This is a genomic window from Pseudomonas sp. UBA7530 (assembly GCF_002479365.1).
Lineage (GTDB): Bacteria > Pseudomonadota > Gammaproteobacteria > Pseudomonadales > Pseudomonadaceae > Aquipseudomonas.
Window position 1 is genome coordinate 109812 of the sequence record NZ_DLMS01000011.1, and the last position, 23335, is coordinate 133146.

Annotated in this window: 23 protein-coding genes; 12 read left to right on the top strand and 11 right to left on the bottom strand. The window is 65.4% G+C overall.

Annotated elements, in window-relative coordinates; genetic code table 11:
* Positions 1 to 2: 2 nt before the first annotated feature.
* A complete protein-coding gene (locus tag B2U07_RS14445) occupies positions 3 to 635 on the bottom strand; it encodes an FMN-binding negative transcriptional regulator (protein WP_296277166.1) in 633 nt (210 codons plus the stop codon).
* An 88-nt stretch (positions 636 to 723) separates the two neighbouring features.
* Here B2U07_RS14445 and B2U07_RS14450 point away from each other — a divergent pair, with 88 nt between their 5' ends.
* The 3 genes from B2U07_RS14450 to B2U07_RS14460 all read left to right on the top strand — a co-directional run bounded on the left by B2U07_RS14450 (position 724) and on the right by B2U07_RS14460 (position 3642).
* Complete coding sequence (locus tag B2U07_RS14450) at positions 724 to 2193, top strand: PLP-dependent aminotransferase family protein (RefSeq protein ID WP_296277167.1); 1470 nt, start codon at positions 724 to 726, stop codon at positions 2191 to 2193.
* A 66-nt stretch (positions 2194 to 2259) separates the two neighbouring features.
* Positions 2260 to 2916: a hypothetical protein gene (locus B2U07_RS14455; protein WP_296277168.1), complete on the top strand. Its 657-nt coding sequence runs from the start codon at positions 2260 to 2262 to the stop codon at positions 2914 to 2916.
* 75 nt (positions 2917 to 2991) lie between these two features.
* Positions 2992 to 3642 (top strand): 7-cyano-7-deazaguanine/7-aminomethyl-7-deazaguanine transporter, encoded by a 651-nt coding sequence (locus B2U07_RS14460; protein WP_275546477.1) that lies wholly within the window; start codon positions 2992 to 2994, stop codon positions 3640 to 3642.
* A gap of 67 nt (positions 3643 to 3709) precedes the next feature.
* On the opposite strand, the gene B2U07_RS14465 is transcribed toward B2U07_RS14460, so the two are convergent.
* The 5 genes from B2U07_RS14465 to def all read right to left on the bottom strand — a co-directional run bounded on the left by B2U07_RS14465 (position 3710) and on the right by def (position 8346).
* Positions 3710 to 4036: a tetratricopeptide repeat protein gene (locus tag B2U07_RS14465; protein ID WP_275546478.1), complete on the bottom strand. Its 327-nt coding sequence runs from the start codon at positions 4034 to 4036 to the stop codon at positions 3710 to 3712.
* Between the two features lie 119 nt (positions 4037 to 4155).
* Positions 4156 to 5529, bottom strand: coding sequence for a Trk system potassium transporter TrkA (gene trkA, locus B2U07_RS14470; RefSeq protein WP_275546479.1), 1374 nt, complete (start codon positions 5527 to 5529; stop codon positions 4156 to 4158).
* 11 nt (positions 5530 to 5540) lie between these two features.
* Positions 5541 to 6854 carry a 16S rRNA (cytosine(967)-C(5))-methyltransferase RsmB gene (rsmB, locus tag B2U07_RS14475; RefSeq protein WP_275546480.1) on the bottom strand — a complete coding sequence of 438 codons (1314 nt, stop codon included), beginning with the start codon at positions 6852 to 6854 and terminating at the stop codon, positions 5541 to 5543.
* Positions 6851 to 7783 (bottom strand): methionyl-tRNA formyltransferase, encoded by a 933-nt coding sequence (gene fmt / locus B2U07_RS14480; RefSeq protein WP_296277169.1) that lies wholly within the window; start codon positions 7781 to 7783, stop codon positions 6851 to 6853. The genes rsmB and fmt overlap by 4 nt, the downstream gene beginning before the upstream one ends.
* A gap of 56 nt (positions 7784 to 7839) precedes the next feature.
* Positions 7840 to 8346, bottom strand: coding sequence for a peptide deformylase (def, locus tag B2U07_RS14485; RefSeq protein WP_013713230.1), 507 nt, complete (start codon positions 8344 to 8346; stop codon positions 7840 to 7842).
* A gap of 152 nt (positions 8347 to 8498) precedes the next feature.
* On the opposite strand from def, the gene B2U07_RS14490 reads away from it, so the two are divergent.
* From B2U07_RS14490 to B2U07_RS14500, 3 genes are all read left to right on the top strand, one after another.
* Positions 8499 to 9533: a LysM peptidoglycan-binding domain-containing protein gene (locus B2U07_RS14490; RefSeq protein ID WP_275546482.1), complete on the top strand. Its 1035-nt coding sequence runs from the start codon at positions 8499 to 8501 to the stop codon at positions 9531 to 9533.
* 81 nt (positions 9534 to 9614) lie between these two features.
* Entirely contained in the window at positions 9615 to 10733 is a 1119-nt protein-coding gene (dprA, locus tag B2U07_RS14495) for a DNA-processing protein DprA (RefSeq protein ID WP_275546483.1), read from the top strand.
* A gap of 124 nt (positions 10734 to 10857) precedes the next feature.
* A complete protein-coding gene (locus B2U07_RS14500) occupies positions 10858 to 11415 on the top strand; it encodes an L-threonylcarbamoyladenylate synthase (protein WP_197858761.1) in 558 nt (185 codons plus the stop codon).
* Positions 11416 to 11490: 75 nt separating this feature from the next.
* Here B2U07_RS14500 and B2U07_RS14505 read toward each other — a convergent pair whose 3' ends face one another.
* Positions 11491 to 12468 (bottom strand): NADPH:quinone reductase, encoded by a 978-nt coding sequence (locus tag B2U07_RS14505; protein ID WP_275546484.1) that lies wholly within the window; start codon positions 12466 to 12468, stop codon positions 11491 to 11493.
* Positions 12469 to 12613: 145 nt separating this feature from the next.
* Between B2U07_RS14505 and hemF the strand changes: the two genes are divergently transcribed.
* From hemF to B2U07_RS14520, 3 genes are all read left to right on the top strand, one after another.
* Positions 12614 to 13531 (top strand): oxygen-dependent coproporphyrinogen oxidase, encoded by a 918-nt coding sequence (gene hemF / locus B2U07_RS14510; RefSeq protein WP_275546485.1) that lies wholly within the window; start codon positions 12614 to 12616, stop codon positions 13529 to 13531.
* Positions 13532 to 13621: 90 nt separating this feature from the next.
* Positions 13622 to 14443, top strand: coding sequence for a shikimate dehydrogenase (gene aroE, locus B2U07_RS14515; protein ID WP_275546486.1), 822 nt, complete (start codon positions 13622 to 13624; stop codon positions 14441 to 14443).
* A gap of 3 nt (positions 14444 to 14446) precedes the next feature.
* The gene (locus tag B2U07_RS14520) at positions 14447 to 14803 is read left to right on the top strand and encodes a DOPA 4,5-dioxygenase family protein (RefSeq protein WP_275546487.1); all 357 of its coding nucleotides are present in this window, start codon (positions 14447 to 14449) and stop codon (positions 14801 to 14803) included.
* Between the two features lie 190 nt (positions 14804 to 14993).
* On the opposite strand, the gene B2U07_RS14525 is transcribed toward B2U07_RS14520, so the two are convergent.
* From B2U07_RS14525 to betC, 3 genes are all read right to left on the bottom strand, one after another.
* Positions 14994 to 16565, bottom strand: a complete 1572-nt coding sequence (locus B2U07_RS14525) for a SulP family inorganic anion transporter (RefSeq protein WP_275546488.1) — start codon at positions 16563 to 16565, stop codon at positions 14994 to 14996.
* A gap of 192 nt (positions 16566 to 16757) precedes the next feature.
* A complete protein-coding gene (locus B2U07_RS14530; protein ID WP_275546489.1) occupies positions 16758 to 17678 on the bottom strand; it encodes a choline ABC transporter substrate-binding protein in 921 nt (306 codons plus the stop codon).
* A 76-nt stretch (positions 17679 to 17754) separates the two neighbouring features.
* Entirely contained in the window at positions 17755 to 19266 is a 1512-nt protein-coding gene (gene betC, locus B2U07_RS14535; RefSeq protein ID WP_275546490.1) for a choline-sulfatase, read from the bottom strand.
* A gap of 111 nt (positions 19267 to 19377) precedes the next feature.
* Here betC and B2U07_RS14540 point away from each other — a divergent pair, with 111 nt between their 5' ends.
* A complete protein-coding gene (locus tag B2U07_RS14540) occupies positions 19378 to 20298 on the top strand; it encodes a choline sulfate utilization transcriptional regulator (RefSeq protein WP_275546491.1) in 921 nt (306 codons plus the stop codon).
* Between the two features lie 111 nt (positions 20299 to 20409).
* On the top strand, positions 20410 to 21312 hold the full coding sequence (gene pbpG, locus B2U07_RS14545; protein WP_275546492.1) for a D-alanyl-D-alanine endopeptidase: 903 nt from the start codon (positions 20410 to 20412) through the stop codon (positions 21310 to 21312).
* Positions 21313 to 21443: 131 nt separating this feature from the next.
* Here pbpG and B2U07_RS14550 read toward each other — a convergent pair whose 3' ends face one another.
* Entirely contained in the window at positions 21444 to 22337 is an 894-nt protein-coding gene (locus B2U07_RS14550; protein WP_275546493.1) for a LysR substrate-binding domain-containing protein, read from the bottom strand.
* A 190-nt stretch (positions 22338 to 22527) separates the two neighbouring features.
* On the opposite strand from B2U07_RS14550, the gene dkgB reads away from it, so the two are divergent.
* On the top strand, positions 22528 to 23331 hold the full coding sequence (dkgB, locus tag B2U07_RS14555) for a 2,5-didehydrogluconate reductase DkgB (RefSeq protein WP_275546494.1): 804 nt from the start codon (positions 22528 to 22530) through the stop codon (positions 23329 to 23331).
* Positions 23332 to 23335: the final 4 nt, after the last annotated feature.

The following is a 23335-nucleotide window of genomic DNA, read 5'->3' on the forward strand; positions in this document are numbered from 1 at the left end:
TGTCAGTCGAGGGTGAGCATGCGGGCGGCCAGTTCTTGATTGCGTGCATTGGGCGAGGCGCTCAGCCCTGCGCGTACGCCAGCCTGATCGGCGGCCGAACGGTTCTGGCCGAGCTTCCATTTGCCCTCAATTCGGCGAATCGGCAGAGCGAAGCCGACGATGGCGCGCAGCATGGCGTCGAGGTACTCGCGGGGGGCATCGCTTGTCGCCCAGGGCTGCGCCTGCTGGCGTTCATGGCGATCGCTGAGGCCGCTGACCAGTTGCAACAGACGCTCGGGTTCGTCGAACACCTCGGCCTGGCCCCAGGCGTGCACGGCGATGTAGTTCCAGGTTGGCACCACCTTGCTGTGCTCGGCCTTGGCCGGGTACCAGCCCGGGTGGATGTAGGCGTCCGGGCCGCTGAACACCACCAGCGCCTCGGCGCCGCTGGCGAGGTCGCGCCAGTGCGGGTTGGCACGGGCGAAGTGGCCGTACAGCGTGCCGAACTCACTTTCGCCCGGCTCCAGCAACAGTGGCAGGTGGCTGGCTTGCAGGCCCTGTTCGCCAGCGCTGGTCAGTACGGCCAGGCCGCTGGAATCGATCTGTGCATGCAGGGTGGCCAGGTCGTCCTGGCTGAAGGCGGCGGGGCGGTACATGGTGCGTCTCCTGGCGTGATGGGCTCATGCTAGGCAGGATATTGGTTCCCTGTAAGATCCATTTTTAGGCAGTTTCATGGAGCCAATCATGCCCGCTACGCCACCTCTGCCAGTCGACCTTTCCGGCATTCGCCTCGACCCTGCCGCCGGCCTGGCGCGCCAGCTCTACCAGTCGCTGCGCGAGCGTATTCTCGATGGTCGCCTGCCAGGCAATACGCGTCCGCCGGCCAGCCGCGATCTGGCGAGTCTGCTGTCTATCTCGCGCAATACGGTGACCCGCGCCTTCGACCAGCTCTACGCCGAGGGCTATATCGAAGGTCGGGTGGGCGATGGCACTTATGTGGCGGACCTGGCCCTGGCGCGGCCGGCAATGCCAGCACCTCATTGCGCTCCGGCTGCGAGCGCTGCGCTGCAGCGCCAGGCTTTGCCCATGCCGGTGGCGGGTGCGCCGCGAGCCTTTCGCATCGGCGTGCCGGCTTTCGACCTGTTTCCCTTCGAGACCTGGGCACGCTTGCAGGCGCGCTTCTGGCGCCGTCCGTCGCCGGCCCGGCTGGGTTATGGTGACCCGGCCGGCGACCGCACATTGCGCGAACTGGTCGCCGCTTACCTGCGTAACGGCCGGGGGCTGGCCTGTGATCCGCGGCAGATCGTCATCACTTGCGGCGCGCAGCAGGCCATCAGCCTCTGCGCGCAGTTGCTGGTGCGGCCCGGTGAGCGGGTGGCGGTGGAGAACCCCGGCTATCGCGCCGCTGCCCATGCCTTTGCCGCCGCCGGGGCCGATTTGCGTGGAGTACCGCTCGATGGCGAGGGCCTGGATACCAGAGCGCTGTCTGCCATCGAGGGCTGTCGCCTGGCCTACGTGACACCGTCGCACCAGTACCCGACCGGCGTGACTCTGTCGTTGGCGCGACGCCTGGAACTGCTGGAATGGGCCGAGCGCCAGGACGGCTGGATCGTCGAGGACGACTACGATGGCGAGTATCGCTACAGCGGCACGCCGTTGGCGCCTTTGGCCGCGCTGGATCGACAGGGCCGCGTGCTGTACGTCGGCACCTTCTGCAAGATCGCCTTTCCGGCGTTGCGCCTGGGCTACCTGGTGCTGCCGCCCGCTCTGGCGGAAGCCTTCGCCCAGCGCCAGGCGGTGGAGATGCGCCATTCGGAGATCGGCAATCAGGCGGTGATGGCTGAGTTCATCGCTGCCGGGCATTTTCAGCGTCATGTACGACGCATGCGCCAGGCGGCGCGGCAGCGTCGCGATGCCCTGGTAGAGGCTTGGCCACAGGCGATACCAGGCTGCGCGCCATTGCCGTGCGTGGAAGCCGGGCTGCACCTGAGCGTGCGGGTCGACAGCCTGGCCCGCGAGCGCGAACTGGTCAGCGCCGCGCGGGCTGCCGGGGTGGAGATGAACGCGCTCAGTGATTACTGGCTGGAGCACAGCACCGAACCGGGCGATGCACGCGCCGGCCTGGTGCTGGGCTTCGCAGCGGTGCCCGAAGCGCAGATCGTCGAAGCGGTGCAGGTCCTGCGGCGGGCCTGGCGTCTGCTCAATGAGCGATAGGGCCGGTTGCTGTGACCTTCATCTGTATGACAATGCACGCCCTTATTTCCCCTCCGCGAGCCGCGCATGACTGACAGATACACCGATCAGGGTTTTCACCTTCTGCATTGGGCGGAGCAAATCGAGGCGTTGTGTCCACAATGCAGCCAGCCTGGACTGATCATCGGTAATCCGCATTGGCGGAACTGGAGCGCGGCGTTTCATTGCCCAAGCTGCACGCACGCGATGATGACCGCCGATGATTCCTGGCGTGGCCCCGTGTTCGGGAGCGGGCGCAGGCCGTGCGGTGCCTGCGGGCAGCAATGGGTGACCTTCTGCAGCATTTTCCACGAGGCCAGCCAGGCGCCGAGCGTCGGCCGAACCAACTGCCAACACTGCGCTGCCGAGAACGAGGTCACACTGACCTTCAGCCGTGCCGAGCCGGTGGACCATGCCATCGATCCCTTCTTCGGCCTGGAGCTGGCGCTCAAGGAAGAGACCCGGCATGGCACGATCTGGGCCTATAACGCCGAGCATCTGTACGAGCAGGAGCAGTTCATCGCTGCCCGGCTGCGTGAGAACAGCACCAGCAAGTGGTCCTACTTCGCCCGGTTGCCGAGCTGGGTGAAGTCGGCAAAAAACCGCGAAATGGTGCTCAAAGCCATCGCCCGGCTGCAAAGACGCTCGATCACGAAACCGGCAGCTTCGTCGGAAAACCTATCCCGGAAGTCAACAACAGGCTAGAATGCGCGCCGCTCGCGGCCATGTCGGCTGCGGCAGTGGGTTCCCTCACCCCACTCTATGAAAAAGGACATAGACATGACCCTGATTCCCGCGTCGGTCAGTCGGCCCGTGCTGGCCGGCCTGATCGCCTTCCACATTCTCATCATCATCGCCAGCAACTACCTGGTGCAGCTGCCGATCACCCTGTTCGGCTGGCATACCACCTGGGGCGCGTTCAGCTTTCCGTTCATTTTTCTGGCCACCGACCTTACCGTGCGCCTGATCGGCAAACAGGCTGCGCGCGTGGTGATCGCCCGTGTCATGCTGCCGGCGCTGGTGGCTTCGTACGTGGTGTCGGTGCTGTTCCATCAGGGCGTGTTCGGCGGTCTGGCAACGCTGGGCGAATTCAATCTGTTCGTCTTTCGCATCGCTGTGGCTAGTTTCCTCGCCTATGCCTTCGGCCAGTTGCTGGATATCCAGGTGTTCGACCGCCTGCGCAAGATGCGTCAGTGGTGGGTCGCGCCGACGGCCTCGACCATCTTTGGCAACCTGCTCGATACCTTCCTGTTCTTCTCGGTGGCCTTCTGGCACAGCGACGATCCGTTCATGGCCGCCAACTGGGTGGAGATCGCCACGGTGGACTACGTAATCAAACTGGCGATCAGCCTGATCCTCTTCGTGCCGCTGTACGGCATGCTGCTCAGCGCGATTGTCCGCGCCCTGCCGCAGCGTACTGCCACCGCCTGAGTCGGCCGCAAAAAGCTCGCCGCTGAAGCGCCTCCCACGGGGTCGCACTGAACTTGTGGGAGGGGCTTTAGCCGCGATTGCTCCCCTGCTTGTCCAGCTTGCGCAGAAACACCGACATTTCCTTCTCGGCCTGCTTGTCGCCCTTGGCCTGGGCTGCAGCGACCCCCTGCTGCCAGGCCTGGCGTGCACTTTCGGCGTCGCCCTTGGCCTGCAGCGCCTTGCCCAGCAGCTTCCAGGCGGCGGAATAGCTCGGGTCGAACTCGACGCAGCGTTGCAGGTGTTCGGCGGCCTGCGCCGCGTCGCCGCCATCGAGATGGGCCTTGCCCAGGCCGAAGCGCAGCAGGGCGTTGTCCATGCCCTTGGCCAGCATCTTTTCCAGTGCTTCGGTACTCATGAGGTCTCCTTCGTCGCCACGCTCGTGTCGATTGTAGGAGCGAGCTCTGCTCGCGAATCTCAGACGCGCGAAAAGCTTCGCGAGCAGAGCTCGCTCCTACGAGATTTGTCTTCTCCGGCTTAGAAGAACGTCAGGCCGGCCTGGAACAGGCGTTCGACGTCGCGGATGTGCTTCTTGTCGACGAGGAACAGGATCACGTGGTCGCCAGACTCGATCACCGTGTTGTCGTGGGCGATCAGCACCTGCTCGTCGCGGATGATGGCGCCGATGGTGGTGCTCGGCGGCAGGGCGATGCCTTCGATGGCGCGACCGATGACCTTGCTCGACTTGGCATCGCCATGGGCGATCACTTCCAGCGCTTCCGCCGCGCCACGGCGCAGGCTGTGCACGCTTTCGATATCGCCGCGGCGCACGTGGGTCAGCAGGGTGCCGATGGTGGCCAGCTGCGGGCTGATGGCGATGTCGATCTCGCCACCCTGGACCAAATCGACATAGGCCGGATTGTTGATGATGGTCATCACCTTGCGCGCGCCCAGGCGTTTGGCCAGCAGCGACGACATGATGTTAGCCTCGTCGTCGTTGGTCAGGGCGAGGAAGATGTCGGCATCGTTGATGTTCTCTTCCACCAGCAGGTCGCGATCCGAGGCACTGCCCTGCAGCACGATGGTGCTGTCGAGGTTCTCCGACAGGTAGCGGCAGCGCGCCGGGTTCATCTCGATGATCTTCACCTGGTAGCGGCTTTCGATGGCCTCGGCCAGGCGTTCGCCGATGTTGCCGCCGCCAGCGATCACCACGCGTTTGTAGCTGTCCTCGAGGCGACGCATCTCGCTCATCACCGCACGAATATGCGCCTTGGCGGCGATGAAGAACACCTCGTCATCGGCCTCGATGACGGTATCGCCCTTGGGCATGATCGGCCGGTTGCGGCGGAAGATGGCCGCCACGCGGGTGTCGACGTTGGGCATGTGCTGGCGCAGCTGGCGCAGTTGCTGGCCCACCAGCGGGCCGCCGTAGTAGGCCTTGACCGCCACCAGCTGGGCCTTGCCCTCGGCGAAGTCGATTACCTGCAGGGCGCCGGGGTACTCGATCAGGCGCTTGATGTAATTGGTCACCACCTGCTCGGGGCTTATCAGCACGTCGACCGGGATCGCTTCGTTGTCGAACAGCGCCTCGCGGGTCAGGTAGGCCGCTTCGCGCACGCGGGCGATCTTGGTCGGCGTGTGGAACAGGGTATAAGCCACCTGACAGGCGATCATGTTGACTTCATCGCTGTTGGTCACTGCCACCAGCATGTCGGCATCATCGGCGCCGGCCTGGCGCAGCACGGTGGGGAAGGAACCCTTGCCCTGCACGGTGCGAATGTCCAGGCGGTCGCCAAGGTCGCGCAGGCGATCACCGTCGGTGTCGACCACGGTGATGTCGTTGGCCTCGCTGGCCAGGTGTTCCGCCAGGGTGCCGCCCACCTGGCCGGCGCCGAGAATGATGATTTTCACTGATCGCTCCGTTAGCTGTGGCTGGTCACAGCGGTCTTTATCAGCTTGGCATAGTAGAAGCCGTCATGGCCGTCCAGCTGCGGCAGCAACTGGCGACCGTGGGCGGTCTGCAGGCCGAAATCGCCCTCGATGGCGACTTCCCGCGCTTCGGGCGTGCGCGCCAGGAACGCGGCGATGGTGTCGCTGTTTTCCGTCGGCAGTACTGAGCAGGTGGCATAAAGCAGGATGCCGCCGGGCGCGAGGGTCGGCCACAGGGCATCGAGCAGTTCGCCTTGAAGTTGCGCCAGGGCGGGAATGTCTTCGGGCTTGCGCGTTAGCTTGATGTCCGGGTGGCGGCGAATCACGCCGGTGGCCGAACAGGGCGCATCGAGCAGAATGCGCTGGAACGGCTGGCCGTCCCACCAGGCCGCGGTGTCGCGGCCATCGGCGGCGATCAGCGTGGCTTCCAGCTGCAAGCGCTCGAGGTTCTCGCGCACGCGTGCCAGGCGCTTGGCTTCCAGATCGACGGCGACCACTTCGCTGAGGCCCGGCTCGACTTCCAGCAGGTGGCAGGTCTTGCCACCCGGTGCCGCGCAGGCATCCAGCACGCGCTGGTCCGGCGCCAGTTCGAGCAGGTCGGCGGCGAGTTGCGCGGCCTCGTCCTGCACGCTGACGCGGCCGCCCCTGAAACCGGGCAGTGTGGTCACGTCGCAGGGCTGCAGCAGACGCACACCGTCACGGCTGAAGGTGCATGGCTCGGCGGCGATGCCGGCTTCGTGCAGCTCATTGAGGTAGGCGTCGCGACTGCCGTGACGGCGATTGACCCGCAGGATCAACGGCGGATGCGCATTGTTGGCGGCGCAGATGGCCTGCCAGTGCTCGGGCCAGTGCGCCTTGAGCGCCTTCTGTAGCCAGCGTGGATGCGCGGTGTGCAGTACCGGGTCGCGATCAAGTTCAGCGTACAGCGCCTCGTGCTCGCGCTGGGCGCGGCGCAGTACGGCATTGAGCAGACCCTTGGCCCAGGGCTTTTTCAGCGCGCCGGCGCAGCCCACCGTCTCGCCGATGGCGGCGTGCTCGGGAATGCGGCTGTGCAGCAACTGGTAGAGGCCGATTAGCAGGAGCGCTTCCACGTCCTTGTCGGCGGCCTTGAAGGGTTTCTCCAGCAGCTTCTCGGCCAGCAATTGCAGGCGCGGCTGCCAGCGCGCGGCGCCGAATGCCAGGTCCTGCGCCAGGGCGCGGTCGTGGTGCTCGACCTTATCCAGCTGCGGCGGCAGGCTGCTGCCCAGCGAAGCCTTGCCCGAGAGCACGGCCGTCAGGGCGCGCGCGGCCGCCAGGCGAGGGTTCATTGGCCGAGCACCAGGCCGGGCGCGAACTGCTCGCGGCGGCTGTTATAAAGGTCGGCGAAGGCCAGCGGCTTGCCGCCGGGCAACTGCAGGCGAGTCAGACGCAGCGCACCTTCGCCACAGGCGATGGTCAGGCCGTGCTTGTCGGCGGCGAGAATGCTGCCCGGTGTGCCACTGCCTTCGCCGATCTCGGCTGCATGCACTTTCAGCGCCTCGCCAGCCAGCGTGCTGTGGCAGATCGGCCAGGGATGGAAGGCGCGGATCAGGCGTTCCAGCTCCACGGTCGGGCGGCTGAAGTCCAGAAGCGCTTCTTCCTTGTTCAGCTTGTGTGCATAGTTGGCCAGAGCGTCGTCCTGCACCTCACCGACGAGCGTGCCGGCAGCCAGGCCGTCGATGGCCTGCAGCACTGCCTGTGGGCCAAGCTGGGCGAGGCGGTCGTGCAGGCTGCCGCCGGTGTCGCTAGCGCTGATCGGCGTGCTCACCTTGAGCAGCATGGGGCCGGTGTCGAGGCCGGCTTCCATCTGCATCACGGTGACGCCACTCTCGGCATCGCCGGCCTGTACAGCGCGCTGAATCGGCGCGGCACCGCGCCAGCGCGGTAGCAAGGAGGCGTGGCTGTTGATGCAGCCCAGGCGCGGAGTGTCGAGCACCACTTGCGGCAGGATCAGGCCATAGGCGACCACCACCATCAGGTCCGGCTGCAGTGCGGCCAATTCGGCCTGCGCCTCTTCATTGCGCAAGCTGGCCGGCTGAAAGACCGGGATGCCGTGCTCGACGGCGAGTTGCTTGACCGGGCTCGGCATCAGCTTCTGGCCGCGACCGGCCGGGCGATCCGGCTGGGTGTAGACGGCCACGATCTCGTGCTGGCTGGCCAGCAGGGCCTTGAGGTGTTCGGCGGCGAATTCCGGGGTGCCGGCAAAGACGATACGCATAGGGCAGTCACCAAAGAAAAAGGCTTGCCGTGGCAAGCCTTTCGGGTAGTCGGAGGTCAGGCGCGCTGGCGATGCTGTTTTTCCAGCTTCTTCTTGATCCGGTCGCGCTTGAGGTTGGACAGGTAATCGACGAACAGCTTGCCGTTGAGGTGATCGCACTCGTGCTGAATGCACACGGCGAGCAAGCCTTCGGCGATCAGCTCATAAGGCTGGCCATCGCGGTCCAGAGCCTTGATCTTCACCTTCTGCGGACGGTCGACGTTCTCGTAGAAGCCGGGCACCGACAGGCAGCCTTCCTGATACTGGTCCATCTCGTCGGTCAGCGACTCGAACTCGGGATTGATGAAAACGCGCGGCTCGGACTTGTCCTCGGACAGGTCCATGACCACCACGCGCTTGTGCACGTTGACCTGCGTCGCGGCCAGGCCGATACCGGGTGCGTCATACATGGTCTCGAACATGTCGTCGACCAGTTGACGGATGGAGTCGTCCACGACGTCCACCGGTTTGGCGATGGTACGCAGGCGTGGATCAGGAAATTCGAGGATATTCAGGATCGCCATATGCGTTTGTGATGCACTTGTGGAATAAAGTCAAAATCCGCTGCTAAGATGATGAACAGCATTGAAAAACGGCTTCACGCCGCGTATTCAGCGGGTTTGGACGCGGCGCTAGGGCGCTTCACGTGAAGGCACATAATAAAGGGATTCACCGCATGAGGAAATCACTACTCGCCCTGCTCGCAGCCGGCGGAATGGCCCTGACCTGTCTGGCTCAGGCCGCAGTGCAACTCAAGGACGGTCATCCGGACCGTTACACCGTGGTCAAAGGCGATACGCTCTGGGATATCTCCGGTAAATTCCTCAGCCAGCCGTGGAAGTGGCCGGAAATCTGGCACGCCAATCCACAGGTCGCCAACCCGCACCTGATCTACCCCGGTGACACCCTCAATCTGGTCTATGTCGACGGTCAACCACGCCTGATGCTCAACCGCGGTGAATCGCGCGGCACCATCAAGCTGTCGCCGCAGGTGCGCAGCACGCCGATGGCCGAGGCGATCCCGACCATCCCGCTGGAGGCGATCAACAGCTTCCTGCTGAGCAACCGCATCGTCGACACCCCGGAAGAATTCAACGGCAAGCCCTATATCGTCGCCGGCAACGCCGAGCGCGTGGTCAGCGGCGCCGGTGATCGTATCTACGCGCGTGGCCAGTTCGACGAGCAACATCCTATCTACGGCGTATTCCGCCAGGGCAAGACGTATACCGACCCCGAAACCAAGGAGTTCCTTGGTATCAACGCCGACGATATCGGTACCGGCGAGATCGTCGCCGAGGAAGGCGATATCGGTACCCTGTTGCTCAGCCGCTCGACTCAAGAGGTTCGTCTGGGTGACCGCCTGTTCCCCACCGAGGAGCGTGCGATCAACTCCACCTTCATGCCCAGCGAGCCAGCCGGTGAGATCAAGGGCGTTATTCTCGACGTGCCGCGTGGCGTGAATCAGATTGGCCAGTTCGACGTGGTCACCCTGAACAAGGGCGCCCGCGACGGCCTGGAGATTGGCAACGTGCTGGCGGTGTACAAGACCGGCGAAACCGTGCGCGACCGTGTCACCGGCGAGAGCGTGAAGATCCCGGACGAGCGCTCCGGCCTGCTGATGGTGTTCCGCACCTACGACAAGCTCAGCTACGGCCTGGTGTTGCAGGCCAGCCGCCAACTGGCCGTGATGGACAAGGTCCGCAACCCGTAATGCCCAACGAGCCCCGCAAATGCGGGGCTCGTGCTTTCTGGTCGCCAGGATGGCGGCGCAACGCATCAGGGAAGAATCGTCATGCCTACATCCTCCTCGCTGTTCCCCGCAATTTCTCCTGCCGAGCTTGAAGCCCGTCTGCGCCTGCACCTGCTGCCGGAGCTGGGGCCGCGACGTTTTCGCAAGCTGCTGAGTGCCTTCGAGACCGCCTCGGCTGCGCTGAGCGCGCCGGCCAGTGCCTGGCGGGCTCTGGGGCTGCCGGCCGCCTGCGCCGAGCCGCGGCGCAGTGAAGATATTCGCGAGCGAGCGCGTGCTGCACTGCAGTGGCTGGAGCAGCCCGGTCAGCAGGTGCTGATGTGGGACGATCCAAGCTACCCGGCGCTGCTGGCCGAACTGGCGGATGCGCCGCCGCTGTTGTTCGTGGCGGGCGAGCCGAGTGTGCTGGAGTCGCCACAACTGGCCATGGTCGGCAGCCGGCGCGCCTCGCAGCCCGGCCTGGACAATGCACGGGCCTTCGCCCGCAGCCTGGCTGGTGGTGGCTTCGTCATCACCAGCGGGCTGGCGTTGGGCATCGATGGCGCCGCGCATCTGGGCGCGCTGGAGGGCGATGGTAAAACGATAGCCGTGCTGGGTACCGGCTTGCAGTGCCTGTATCCGCGGCGACATGTGGGGCTGGCGGCACGGATCATCGAGCAGGGCGGCGCGCTGGTTTCCGAACTGCCGCTGGACTGCCCGCCGCAGGCGAGCAACTTCCCGCGGCGCAACAGAATCATCAGCGGCCTGTCGCTGGGTGTGCTGGTGGTCGAGGCCAGCCCTTCGAGCGGTTCGCTGATCACCGCGCGGCTGGCCGCCGAACAGGGGCGTGAGGTCTACGCCATTCCCGGTTCCATCCATCATCCCGGCGCGCGCGGCTGTCACCAGCTGATTCGCGATGGCGCCACGCTGGTGGAGAGCATCGAGCACATCCTCGAAGCCCTGCGCGGTTGGCAGACGCAGGCTGTAGCACCCGTGCCCAAGGCAACGTCGGAACAGGCCGAGCATCCGCTACTGGCCTTGCTGCATGCCGCGCCGCACAGTACCGAGGCACTGGTGCAGACCAGTGGCTGGCCATTGGCGCAGGTGCTGGCGGCCTTGACCGAGCTGGAGCTCGATGGCCAGGTGTGCAACGAGGCCGGGCGCTGGCTGGCGCGACCTCGCTGAACGCTTGTCTGCCCTCTCCCGCAAATGGGAGAGAGCAGGCCGTGCCTCCCTATGCACATAGGCTCTACAGTCGTATGGCCGTCTTGGATAGACTGCCGCCCATTGATTCACTGGGAGACGGTCGATGGCCAGCAACTGGCAGATACAGCAAACGGCGCGAGTGGTGCGTGAGGGGGGCGTGATCGCCTATCCGACCGAGGCGGTCTGGGGTCTTGGCTGCGACCCGTGGAACGAAGAGGCGGTGGATCGCCTGCTGGCGCTCAAGGAGCGGCCGATGCGCAAGGGCCTGATCGTGGTCGCCGACGACATCGAGCAGTTCGACTTCCTCCTCGAAGACCTGCCCGAAGTCTGGCAGGAGCGCCTGGCCGGCAGCTGGCCAGGCCCGAATACCTGGCTGGTGCCGCACCAGAATCGTCTGCCCGAGTGGGTCACCGGCGAGCACGACAGCGTCGCCCTGCGCGTCAGCGATCACCCGCTGGTGCGTGCACTATGCCGTTACACCGGCCCGCTGATCTCCACCTCGGCCAACCCGGCCGGGCGCCCGTCGGCACGTTCGCGTCTGCGCGTCGAGCAGTACTTTCCGGGGGAGTTGGACAAGGTTCTGGGTGGGGCACTGGGCGGACGCAAGAACCCCAGCCTGATTCGTGATCTGCGTACGGGCGATGTGATTCGCCCGTCCTGACGCGCTTGAACGCTCGCGGCTAAAGCCCCTCCCACGATTGTGGCGGCTGTGGGAGGGGCTTTAGCCGCGACTGTTTTACGGCAGCAAGATGGTCGAGCCGGTGGTCTGCCGCGAGCTCAGCGCGTCCTGGGCGGCGGCGGCGTCCTTGAGCGCGTAGCGGTTGCTGATTTCCACCTGCAGCTTGCCGCTGCTGATCATCGCGAACAGCTCGTCGGCCATGGTCTGCAGGCGCTGCGCGCTGGTGGCGTAGCCGGCCAGGGTCGGGCGGGTGACGTACAGCGAACCCTTCTGCGCCAGGATGCCCAGATTGACTCCGGTAACCGCGCCCGAGGCGTTGCCGAAGCTGACCAGCAGGCCGCGCGGTGCCACGCAGTCCAGCGAGGTTTCCCAGGTGTCCTTGCCGACGCCGTCGTAGACCACCGGGCACTTGGCGCCGTCGGTCAGCTCCAGCACGCGCTGCACCACGTTCTCATGGCTGTAGTCGATGGTCGCCCAGGCGCCCTGCTCCCTGGCGCGCGCGGCCTTTTCCGCCGAGCTGACGGTGCCGATCAGCTTGACGCCCAACGCCCTCGCCCATTGGCAGGCAAAGGAGCCGACGCCGCCAGCCGCAGCGTGGAACAGGATGGTTTCGCCGCCCTTTAGCTCATAGGTCTGGCGCAGCAGGTACTGCACCGTCAGGCCCTTGAGCATTACCGCGGCGGCCTGCTCGAAGCTGATGCTGTCCGGCAGTTTCACCAGCTTGTCGGCTGGCAGCACGTGCAGTTCGCTGTAGGAGCCCAGCGGGCCGGTGGCGTAGGCGACGCGATCACCCACGGCAAAGCCTTCGACCTCGCTGCCGACTGCCTCGACCACGCCGGCACCTTCGGTGCCCAGGCTCGAAGGCAGCGCGGGCGGCTGGTACAGGCCACTGCGGAAATAGGTGTCGATGAAGTTCAGGCCGATGGCGTGGTTGGCCACGCGAACCTCGCGCGGGCCCGGTACTGCCGGCTGGTAATCGCGGTATTGCAGCACGTCGCTGCCGCCGTGCTGGCTGAACTCAATACGCTTGGCCATCTCGGATTCCTTCTGCTCGAGCCGTCGAAGCGGCGAAAAAGGGTCTATCCAATCCTCTCGATTGACCGACGTCAACTGCGGATGTGCCTGGGTGAATGCTATGCTGCCCGCCGATTCCGCCCTGCTCTCTGTTCAAGGTGCCGCCGTGACTGACCGTACCGAGGCCGTGAAGGCCTATCTGCTCGACCTGCAAGATCGCATCTGTTCCGCCCTGCAAGCCGAAGACGGCCAGGCCGTGTTCGCCGAGGACGCCTGGCAGCGCCCGGCCGGTGGTGGCGGTCGCACGCGGGTGATCGAGAACGGCGCACTGATCGAAAAGGGCGGGGTGAATTTCTCCCACGTATTCGGCGACAGCCTGCCGCCGTCGGCCAGTGCCCATCGCCCCGAGCTGGCCGGGCGCGGTTTCCAGGCCCTCGGCGTGTCGCTGGTGATTCACCCGGAAAACCCCTACGTGCCCACCTCGCACGCCAACGTGCGCTTCTTCAGCGCCGAGAAGGAAGGCGAGGAGCCGGTGTGGTGGTTCGGCGGCGGCTTCGACCTCACGCCCTACTACGCCAATGAAGAGGACTGCGTGCACTGGCACCAGGTCGCCCATGATGCCTGCGCGCCGTTCGGCCCCGAGGTCTATGCGAAGTTCAAGGCCTGGTGCGACCGCTACTTCCACCTCAAGCACCGCGGCGAGCCGCGGGGTATCGGCGGGCTGTTCTTCGACGACCTCAACGAGTGGGACTTCAACACCAGCTTCGCCTTCATACGCGCCATCGGTGACGCCTACATCGACGCCTACCTGCCCATCGTCCAGCGCCGCAAGGCCATGCCCTTCGGCGAGCGCGAACGTGAGTTCCAGGCTTTCCGTCGTGGGCGCTACGTGGAATTCAACCTGGTGTTCGACCGCGGCACCCTGTTCGGCCTGCAGTCCGGCGGGCGTACCGAGTCGATCCTCATGTCGCTGCCGCCGCAGGTGCGCTGGGGCTACGACTGGAAGCCGGAGCCGGGCAGCGAGGAAGCGCGCCTGACCGAGTACTTCCTTACCGATCGCGACTGGCTCCAGGCGGCGCCGTGACCCCGTAGCCCGGATGCAATCCGGGGCATTGACCAGACATCCCCGGATCTCATCCGGGCTACGATCTGTTGCTCACCACCGAGAAATTCCATGGACCGCTACTGCGTCTTCGGCAACCCCATCGGCCACAGCAAATCACCGCTGATCCATCGTCTGTTCGCCGAGCAGACCGGCCAGGCATTGACCTACGACGCGCGTCTGGCGCCGCTGGATGACTTCGTGGGCGACGCCCGCGCCTTTTTCGCCGACGGTCTGGGCGGCAACGTTACCGTGCCGTTCAAGGAAGAGGCCTTTCGCCTGACCGATGAACTGACCGAGCGCGCCCGCCGCGCCGGTGCGGTGAATACCCTGAAGAAGCTGGCCGACGGCCGCCTGCTCGGCGACAACACCGACGGCGCCGGCCTGACCCGCGACCTGCAGAACAACGCCGGTTTCAGCCTGGCCGGCAAGCGCATCCTTATTCTCGGAGCCGGCGGTGCCGTGCGCGGCGTGCTCGAACCCTTCCTGGCGCAGAAGCCGGCCGTGCTGGTGATCGCCAACCGCACCGTGGCCAAGGCCGAGCAACTGGTGCGCGAATTCGCCGATCTCGGCCCACTGGTCGCCGCCGGTTTCGACTGGATCGATGCGCCAGTCGACCTGATCGTCAACGGCACCTCGGCCAGCCTCGGCGGCGAGTTGCCGCCGATTGCGCCAAGCCTGATCCAGCCTGGGCATACGGTCTGCTACGACATGATGTACGGCCGCGAGGCGACCGCCTTCAATCGCTGGGCCGCCGAGCACGGGGCAGCGCGTTGCCTGGATGGGTTGGGCATGCTGGTCGAGCAGGCGGCCGAGGCATTCGAGCTCTGGCGTGGGGTGCGCCCAGATACGGCGCCGGTGCTGGCCGAGCTGCGCCGTCAGCTGGCAGGCTAGCGCATGGACGAGCAAGTGCTGCCTCGTATCAGCGGCTACCACGCCCACGTCTATTTCGACGCCGGCAGCGTCGATCAGGCGCGTACGTTGTGCGAAGAAGCCGCGCGGCGTTTTCCGCTGAAGATGGGCCGGGTGCACGAGCGTCCGGTCGGTCCGCATCCATGCTGGAGTTGCCAGCTGGCCTTCCGCGCCGAACTGTTCGCCGACGTCGTGCCCTGGCTGATGCTCCGCCGCGGTGGCCTGGACGTCTTGCTGCACCCGATCACCGGTAACGAACTGCGTGACCATCGCGACTGTGCGATGTGGATCGGTCGCTCGCACGTGCTGGATCTGAGCGTGCTCGATGACGCCGAGGACTGAAATCCAGCTGCGTAGGGTGATTAGGCGCATATCGCCAATTCAGATGCCCAGCGCATGTTTAGCCGCGCCGTAACCCACCATTGGTGTCACGCGGGAAGATCGCCCGGTGGATTACGCGGCGCGCTATCGCCGCGCGGTCAGGTCGTTCGTGGATTGTGCCGCCCACCCTACGGGTTCGACGCCGCCTCGCTCAGTCTTCGAACTGCACCGGGCAATGCTCGGCGCCTTCCAGCTTGAGAATCTCCTCCACCACCTGTGGTCGTGCCTGGCGTAGCACCAGGCTGCGCTGCAACGCCTGCAGGCGGCGTGCTTCCTGATGCAGCATCTCCACACCGGCATAGTCGATGAAGTTGATGTGCCGTGCATCGATTATCAGGCGCTGGCCGCGGCTGCGCTGCAGCAGTTGCTGGATGTACTGGCAGGCACCGAAGAAGATCGAGCCGTCGATGCGCAGCACCTCGTCGTCGCCGTCGTGCCACAGGCGTACGCGCGGCTGCGAGGTGCGCTTGAGGTAGAAGAACAGCGAAGCCAGCACGCCGGCATAGATCGCCGTCTGCAGCTCCAGCACCAGAGTGGCGGTGAAAGTCAGTAGCATCACCACGAACTCGGAGCGGCTCACCTTGCGCAGCGCGCGGATCGCCGGCAGATCCACCAGACCCCAGCAGATCAGCAGGATGCCGGCGGCCATCACCGGCAGCGGAATATGCGTCAGCAGCGCCGTGCCGAACACCGCGAACAGCGCCACCAGCAGCGCCGAGAACACCCCGGCCAGCGGCGTGCGCGCGCCGGCCTGCAGGTTCAGCGCCGAGCGGGTGAACGACCCGGCCGACAGCGAGCCGGAGAACCACGGCCCGATCATGTTCGACAGGCCCTGAGCGCGCACCTCCTGGTTGGCGTCGAGGAACTGGTGCGATTTCACCGCCAGGGCGCGGGCGATGGACAGGCTGGTGACCAGTCCGAGCATGCCGCAGGCCACCGCTGCCGGTAGCAGGCGCAACACGTCGTCGAGGTCGAAACTCAGCAGGGTCAGAGGCGGCAGGCCGCCGTCGAACGGTGCCACCAGGGCGATGTCAGCGGTGAAACGTGCCGGTAGCAGCCACGCCAGCAGGCTGCCGCAGACCAGGCCGATCAACAGTGCGGGCGCCTTTGGCCAGAGTTTGCGCACGGCCACGCTGAGCAGCAGGGTAACGGCGGCCAGGGTCAGGCTGGGCCAGTGCGCCTCGGGCAGGTGTTGGCCGATCTGCAGCAGGCTGGTCAGGGCCGTGGGTTGGCTGGCGACCTCGACGCCGAGCAGGTTGGGCATCTGGCCGATGGCGATCACCAGGGCCGCGCCGAGGGTGAAGCCGAGCACCACCGACTGCGAGACGAAGTTCACCAGCGCGCCGAAGCGCAGCAGGCCGAGCAGCCATTGGAACAGCCCGGCGAGAAAGGTCAGCAGCAGGATCAGGGCGATGAACTCATCGCTGCCCAAGCGCGCCATGGGCGTGACGCTGGTGAACAGGACGATGGAAATGGCAGCGGTCGGCCCGCAGATCAGGTGCCAGGACGAGCCCCACAGGCAGGCGATGATCACCGGGACGATGGCCGCGTACAGACCGTATTCGGCAGGCAGGCCGGCGATCAGCGCGTAGGCCAGCGATTGCGGCAGAGCCAGGATAGCCCCCGACAGGCCCACCAGCAGATCGTTGCCGAGGGTGCCGCGGCGAGTGCCGGGCAGCCAGCGCAGGAAAGGCAACAGGGTCTGAAGATTGGGTAACGGCATCGTCTGCTGGTTTGCTTCGTCCAGGAAAGTGAAGTGTAAACGACGTGCCAGTTGGCCGCTGGCGGAGCAGCTCGTGTTCCGCCTGCGGTCGCTGCAGGCCGCGCCCGGTAGGCGCAGATTTATCCGCGATCAGGGTCGGGCCCCGCGCCAAGCCCTGTCGCGAATAAATTCGCTTCTACCGGATGAAAGCGCTCACAGCCGTGCCTTCACCGCCGCCAGACCGTCGCCACCGTCGCGCGTGGTGACGCCCTGCAACCAGCCATCGAGCACCTGCGGGTTGGCCTTGAGCCAGGCCTTGATCGCCTCGTCGTTGCTGGCCTGCTTGCTCAGCACCTGATCCATGATGCTGTTCTCCATGTCCTGAGTGAAGCGCAGGTTGCTAAGCAGCTTGCCGACGTTCGGGCACTGCGCGGCATAGCCTTTGCGCGCCAGCGTGTTGACCTGGCCGCTGTCGCCGAAATACTTCTCGCCGCCCTTGAGGTACTTCATGTCGTACTGAACATTCATCGGGTGCGGCGTCCAGCCGAGGAAGACGACGAACTGATCGCGCTTCACCGCACGCCCCACTTGCACCAGCATCGCCTGCTCGCTGGACTCCACCAGTTTCCAGTCGCCCAGGCCGAACTCGTCGGCGTCGATCATCTGCTTTATCGAATCGTTACCCGGCGAGCCGGAAGCGATGCCGTAGAGCTTGTTGCCGAACTTGTCGGCGTGCTTGTCGAGGTCGGCAAAGGTCTTTACCCCTGCCTCGTAGGCATAGGCTGGCACCGCAAGGGTGTATTCGGTGCCTTCGAGGTTCTGCGCCAGCTTGTCCACCTCGCCGCTGGCGACGAACTTGTCGTAGTTGCTCTGCTGCGCCGGCATCCAGTTGCCGAGGAACACGTCGACCTGCCCTTTCTGCAGCCCGGCAAAAATGATCGGCACGGCCAGGGTCTGGCTTTGCGTCTTGTAGCCCAGGCCGTCGAGCAGGAAGCTGGCGATGCCGTTGGTCACGGCGATGTCGCTCCAGCCGGGGTCACCCAACTTGACCGTGGCACAGGCGGCATCTTCGGCCCAGACATTGCCGGCGCTGGTGAGCGCGGTGGCGAGTAACAGCACACTGAATCGGTTCATGGCGTCTCTCCTTTTTTCTTCTGGTTTTCGCGATTGGCAGCTTGCAAGGCTCAGGCCCGTGGCGCGGAGCAAAGGTTCAACCGACGACCGGAAAACGCGCGCGGCGCTCCAGGTCGTCGAGGTCGATATGGTTGCGCATGTATTGCTGGCTGGCGTCGACCATTGGCTGATGGTCCCAACTGGTCAGTTTGCCCTGGCTCAGGGCTTCGGCCACCAGCCGGCGGCGGCGCTGGCTGGCCAGGGTGGCGGTGTGAATGGCCGGGACGTCCCATCGCTCGCGGGCCTCGGCGACGAAGCCTGCTACCGTAGTGCGGTGCTCGGCGGACCCGGCCAGGTTGCGCTGCTCCAGCGGGTCATCGTGCAGATTGAACAGCAGCAACGGGTCCTGCTCGGAATAGACGAATTTCCAAGGCCCGCGGCGGATCATCATCAGCGGGCTGAGCGTGCCTTCGGCCATGTATTCGCCGAGCACTTCGTCATGCCCGCCTTCACTCTTGAGGTGCGGCAGCAGTGAGTGACCATCCAACTCCAGGCCCTGCTCGACCTGGCCGCCGGCCAGTTCCACCAGGGTCGGCAGCAGATCGAGCGTGGAGACCGACTGGCTGACCCGATGCGCGGCGAAGCGACTCGGCGCGTGCACCAGCAGCGGCACGCGGGCGGACATCTCGAACCAGTGCATCTTGTACCAGAGGCCACGCTCGCCGAGCATGTCACCGTGGTCGCCGGAGAAGACGATCAGGGTGTCGCCTGCCAGGCCGCATTCTTCCAGGGTCTTCAGCAACTTACCGATGTTGTCGTCGATATAGCTGCAGGCGCCGAAGTAGGCGCGTCGCGCATCGCGGACCTTGTCCTCGGGCAATGGCTTGTCCCACAGGTCGATGACCTTGAGCAGGCGCTGCGAGTGCGGGTCCTGCTCGGTCTGCTCGACGTGCTGGCGCGGCATGGGGATGTCCACGCCCTCATAGCGGTCCCAGTATTCGCGGGGAATGGTGTAGGGGTCGTGCGGGTGGGTCATCGACACGGTCAGGCAGAACGGCTGCTCGGGCGTCAGGCGCACGTGGTCGTAGAGGTACTGGCGCGCCTTGAACACCACCTCCTCGTCGAAATCCAGCTGGTTGCTGCGCACGCAGGGGCCGGCCTGCAGCACCGAGGACATGTTGTGGTACCAGCTGGCGCGCACGTCCGGCTCGTCCCAGTTCACCGCCCAGCCGTAGTCGGCCGGATAGATATCGCTGGTCAGGCGTTCCTCGTAGCCGTGCAGCTGGTCCGGGCCGCAGAAGTGCATCTTGCCCGACAGCGCGGTGCGATAGCCGAGGCGGCGCAGGTAGTGGGCGTAGGTCGGCACGTCGGCGGGAAAATCCGCGGCGTTGTCGTAGGCGCCGATCTTCGACGGCAGCCGCCCGCTGACCAGGGTGAAGCGCGACGGCGCACAGAGCGGGCTGTTGCAGTAGGCTGAGTCGAACACCACGGCCTGTTCGGCCAGCTTCATCAGGTTGGGCATCTGCACCGGCGAGGCGGCATCGTGCAGCGGCATGATCGGCGCGGCCATCTGGTCGGCCATGATGAAGAGGATGTTCGGGCGCTTCATGGTGGCGATATTCCATACTGTGGGTTTATGCGACAGTGCAGTGCCATAATTCCGGCTGAACGCTGGTAGGGTAAACCCGGCTGCGACACATGCCTCGGATAAGTAAAGCTTATGTTTAAAGTTATCGATGGGCTGTCGCTCGACGCGCTGCGGGTGTTCGAGTCGGCGGCACGCCAGCTCAGTTTCACCGCTGCCGCCAATGAGCTGGGCAGCAGCCAGCCGGCCGTCAGCCAGCAGATCAAGCGCCTCGAACAGCAACTGGCTACGCGTCTGTTCGACCGCGTCTATCGCGGCATTGTGCTGACCGAAGCCGGCGAGTTGCTGCTGGCCCATGTGCAGGAAGGGCTGGCGGCCCTCGATGCGGGGCTGGCTGCTGTCACCGCGCGGCAGCAGCACGAAGTGCTGCAGGTGGCCACCGACTTCGCATTCGCCGCCTACTGGCTGATGCCGCGTCTGCAGCGTTTCAATCGCCTGTACCCGGAGGTCGATGTCAGCCTGATCACCAGCGAGCGTGACCCGGCCACGGTACCCAGTGACATCGACGTGGCGATCCGCTTCGGCGATGGTCGTTTCAAGCACGGCGAAGCACACCTGCTGTTTCGCGAAGAGGTGTTCCCGGTGTGCAGCCCGCGCCTGCTCGGCACACGTCAGCCTCCGCTGCCGACCGAGGCGCTGACCGAACTGCCGCTGCTGCACCTGCGCCCGGAACACCGCTCGCGCTGGTTCGACTGGGAAGGGTTGTTCCGCGCCCTCGGCATCGCCAGCCAGCCGACGCCCGGCGCCCTGCGCTTCGACAACTACACCCTGCTGATCCAGGCCGCCATCGCCGGCCAGGGCGTGGCCATCGGCTGGCGCCATCTGGTGGACGAACTGCTCGCTCAGGGCCTGCTCTGCCGCCTGGGTGAAGCCGAGGCGCAGTCGGCGCTCGGTTATTACCTGGTGCTGCCCGAGCGCAAGCGCCGCCAGCGCCTGACCGCGCGTTTCGTCGACTGGCTGCAGGCCGAGCTGGATTTGCCAGCAGCGAGCGTTTGATCGGGCCATACTGCAAGCGCAAGCGCTGAGTCCTATACTGAGCGCCACCGCACACCGCGACCCTCGTGAAATGTGCTTGCGGTCCCTCCACTCCAACCGGTGAAGTGAATCTTGAAACTCCGTCATTCGATTTTGGGCCTGCTGCTGTGCGGCAGCCTTGTTGTTTCGAACCTCCAGGCCGCGCCGGTCCAGCCCAAGCAGCAGCTGGCCGCCGGCAGCGCATTGCTGATCGACCTGAAGACCGGCCAGGAGCTGTATTCCAGCAACCCGGACCTGCGCCTGCCGGTCGCCTCGGTCACCAAGCTGATGACCGCCATGGTGGTGCTCGATGCCAAGCTGCCGCTGGACGAGGTGCTGCCGATCACCATCCGCGATACCCAGGAAATGCAGGGCGTGTTCTCCCGCGTGCGCATCGGCAGCGAGATCACCCGCCGCGAGATGCTGCACCTGGCGCTGATGTCCTCGGAGAACCGTGCCGCCGCCAGCCTCGCCCACCATTACCCGGGTGGCCACGCGGCCTTCATCGCGGCCATGAACGCCAAGGCCAAGGCGCTGGGCATGCACCACAGCCATTTCGTCGAGCCTACCGGCCTGTCCGAGCACAACGTCGCCACCGCCCGTGACCTGGCGCTGATGGTCAAGGCGGCCAACCAGTATCCGCTGATCCACCAGTTCAGCACCGACTCCGAGGCCACCGTAGCCTTCCGCAAGCCCAACTACACCCTGGGCTTTCGCAATACCAACGCGCTGGTGCGCAAGGCGGACTGGAACATCAACCTGAGCAAGACCGGCTTCACCAATGCCGCCGGCCGCTGCCTGGTGATGGCCACCACCATCGCCAACCGTCCGGTGGCCTTCGTGGTGCTCGGCGCCTTCGGCAAGTACACCCACATGGCCGATGCCAACCGCCTCAAGCGCTGGATGGAGACCGGCAAGGTCACCCCGGTACCGGCAGCTGCGCTCAGCTACAAGCAGCAGAAGCTGGCCGAATGGAGCCTGCAGGCCGCGCAGTGATCTGCAGCGACATGCAGAAAAGGGCGACTCCATGAGTCGCCCTTTTTCGTTTTACCTGCCGTAGCCCGAATGCAATCCGGGGAAACCACGGTTCAGGCCCCGGATTGCATCCGGGCTACGGTCGTTGTGTCTCAGGTCGGGCAGCCGAGTCGCTCGCTGAGGAAATCCAGGAAGCAGGTGATGCGCGAAGCCAGCGCGGTGTTGCGGTAGTACACCGCATTGATTGGCTGGCGCACCTCCACGCGCTGCTCGGCCAGCACCTCCACCAGCGCGCCGCTGGCGCGGGCGGCATCGGTCATGAAGTCGGACAGGCATACCAGGCCCTCGCCGGCCAGGGCCAGTGCGAGGATGGTGTCGCCGCTGGAGGCGCGCAGGCTCGGCGTGATGTGCCAGCGCTCGCCGAGGGCATGACGCAGCGGCCAGTCGTTGAGGCTGTCCGGCTCGGTGAAGCCGATCAGGCTGTGGCCGGGTAAATCCTCGGTGCGTGCCGGCGTGCCATGTCGGCGCAGGTATTCGGGGCTGGCCAGCACGCGGCGATAGCTGTGGCACAGCGGCCGGGCGTGCAGGCTGGAGTCCGGCAGGTTGCCGATACGGATGGCCAGGTCGGTACGCCGCTCCAGCAGGTCGATGATGCGGTCGTCGCTGTTCAGCTCCAACTCGATCTGCGGATAAAGCGCGCGAAACTCGCCGATCAGCGGCAGGATCGCGTGCAGCATGAAGGGCGAGGCGGTGTTGATCCGCAAACGTCCGGCCGGTGCCTGGCGGCGCAGAGTCATCTGCTCCTCGGCTTGCTCGACGCTGGCCAGGATGCGCCGCGCCTGAGCTAGGAACACCTCGCCCTCCTCGGTCAGCTCCAGGCGCCGCGTGGTGCGGCGCAGCAGAGTGACGCCGAGCTTTTCCTCCAGACGGCTAAGCGCGCGGCTGACGCCCGACGCGGTTTGCTCCAGTTGCTCGGCCGCGGCGCTGATCGAACCGCTGTCGACAACGCTGACGAAAGCGAGCATTTCTTCCAGGCTGGTCTTCATCGTTGACCTTCAGTCAAAAGTGTTTGTCAGGTTGACCGCTATTTCCGCATGAGTCTGACGCGGATACTGCTTCCTCTCAACCCGGCCCGCCAAGGGCCTGCAACTTTTGCGCGATCGATGAGGCCGAAACTTCCGTACCCGTTCCGGCCCGATGCTCGGCCAGCGCTGCGTAACCCATGAGGAGTTCTGTATGAAATTCATTCCACCCTTCGGTCTCGGCACTTTCCGACTCAAGGACCAAGTCGCCATCGACTCGGTGCGCACCGGCCTCGAGCTAGGCTACCGGCATATCGACACGGCGCAGATCTACGGCAACGAGGCCGAGGTTGGCCAGGCCATCGCCGACAGCAGCGTGGCGCGTGACGAGTTGTTCGTCACCACCAAGATCTGGACCGAGAACCTCGGCAGTGGCCAGGTCATCGCCAGCTTGCAGGAGAGCCTGCAGCGCCTGGGCCTGGAGCGGGTCGATCTGACCCTGATCCACTGGCCGTCGCCGAATGACGAGATTCCCGTGGCGCAGTATCTGAGCGAACTGCTCGAGGCCAAGCGCCAGGGTCTGACCGCGGCCATCGGTGTGTCCAACTTCACCATCGCCCATTTGCGCCAGGCCATCGAGGCCGTCGGTGTGGAGGAGATCGCAACCAACCAGGTAGAAATCCATCCGCTGCTGCAGAACCGCAAGCTGGTGGATTTCGCCCGTCAGCAGGGCATCCATCTGACCGCCTACATGCCACTGGCCTACGGCAAGGTTCTGGCCGAGCCGGAAATCCAGCGCATCGCCGCTGCTCATGGTGTCAGCCCGGCGCAGGTCGCCTTGGCCTGGTCGCTGCAGCAGGGCTATACGGTGATCCCCTCCTCGACCAAGCGCGAGAATCTGGCCGCCAACCTGGCTGCTGCCGAGCTGCGCCTGAGCACCGAAGACATGACAGCCATCGAGGCGCTGGATCGTGGCGAACGCGTTGCCAATCCAGGCTTCGCGCCGCGCTGGGATTGAGCCG